This is a genomic window from Collinsella sp. AF04-24 (assembly GCF_003465685.1).
GTDB lineage: Bacteria > Actinomycetota > Coriobacteriia > Coriobacteriales > Coriobacteriaceae > Collinsella > Collinsella aerofaciens_AP.
On sequence record NZ_QSBK01000050.1, the window covers coordinates 1 to 1,017 of the forward strand.

The window sequence follows — 1,017 nt, forward strand, 5'->3', positions numbered from 1 at the left end:
CGCGCGGCAAGGAGATATATTGCCAGACCGGAGGGGCGCCGGGGGCGGGAATCGCGCACTCCATATTTTGTTCACAAATGAATAGGTCCCTCAGTCACGTCACTGAGGTTATAACTGAAGCATCAGCTTCTGATATTGGCGGTGACCAGCTGGTTTATAGATGTTGAGGCATCGGTCATCTCTGGAGCGCCACTTTACTCCAAAAGCATCGGTTATTTGTTTCCCGTCGGTAAAAGGCAGGTTTTGTTCGCCAAGCGTTCCTATATATAGAAGTTCGGGTTCGAACCGTGCATCGGTAACAAAAAAGCGACCAGCCGGAGCCGATCGCTTTCTATTCTATGCTGGAGCATCCAGAGGGGTTCTTCCGAACTCATTTTCTCGCTGCCATTCATGCTTTCGAAGCATCTTTCTACAGCCCTCGTTGTCTATCCTCGTATCTCACAGGTCTTCCGGAAATTCACAAGCAGTCTTAGGGTCAATTTAGTTCTGCTTTCAGAGACTTGTTTGAGAGTTTTTAAAGACAGTTCAAAACAATAAGTGAGACACCATAAAGCAGAGCAAGATGAGCCGGATAGAAAATGTAGAAGAAATATTTGAGCTTCAGCCCTCGCTTGCCATTATAAAGATTGATAAGCAGCAACGAAACGACCGCGGCAGCAACATCAGGATTAAATATATTAGCTGTAGCAAACTCAAATCCGCCGCCAACTATATGGCATGACGAAAGGAGCACTGCGCATACTGCAGCAAAGAACATCTTGGCCTTGCTGTCGTGGAATAAATAGAATGCAGCCACAAGCAGAATGCCATACACACCGCCATCTAGTTTAGTGTATTCAGCTGCCAGTGCTGTCAAAACAATCAGAGCAGTTTCTGCGATGTACCTCTTCCATTTTGAAAGGCTTTGTATCTTTTCCAGAATTATCAAGAAGACCAAGCAAAGCAGGAGCTCACACATAACATTTGGCTCTGTTAGACCAAGGTTGACATAAAAACGATGTCACCGCGAGGCGGTAC

General features: G+C 46.1%; 1 pseudogene. It reads right to left on the reverse strand.

The features are described from left to right. Positions 1 to 514 precede the first annotated feature (514 nt). Positions 515 to 967: pseudogene (locus tag DWV32_RS10040) on the reverse strand (TraX family protein); the annotation flags it as partial. Positions 968 to 1,017 lie beyond the last annotated feature (50 nt).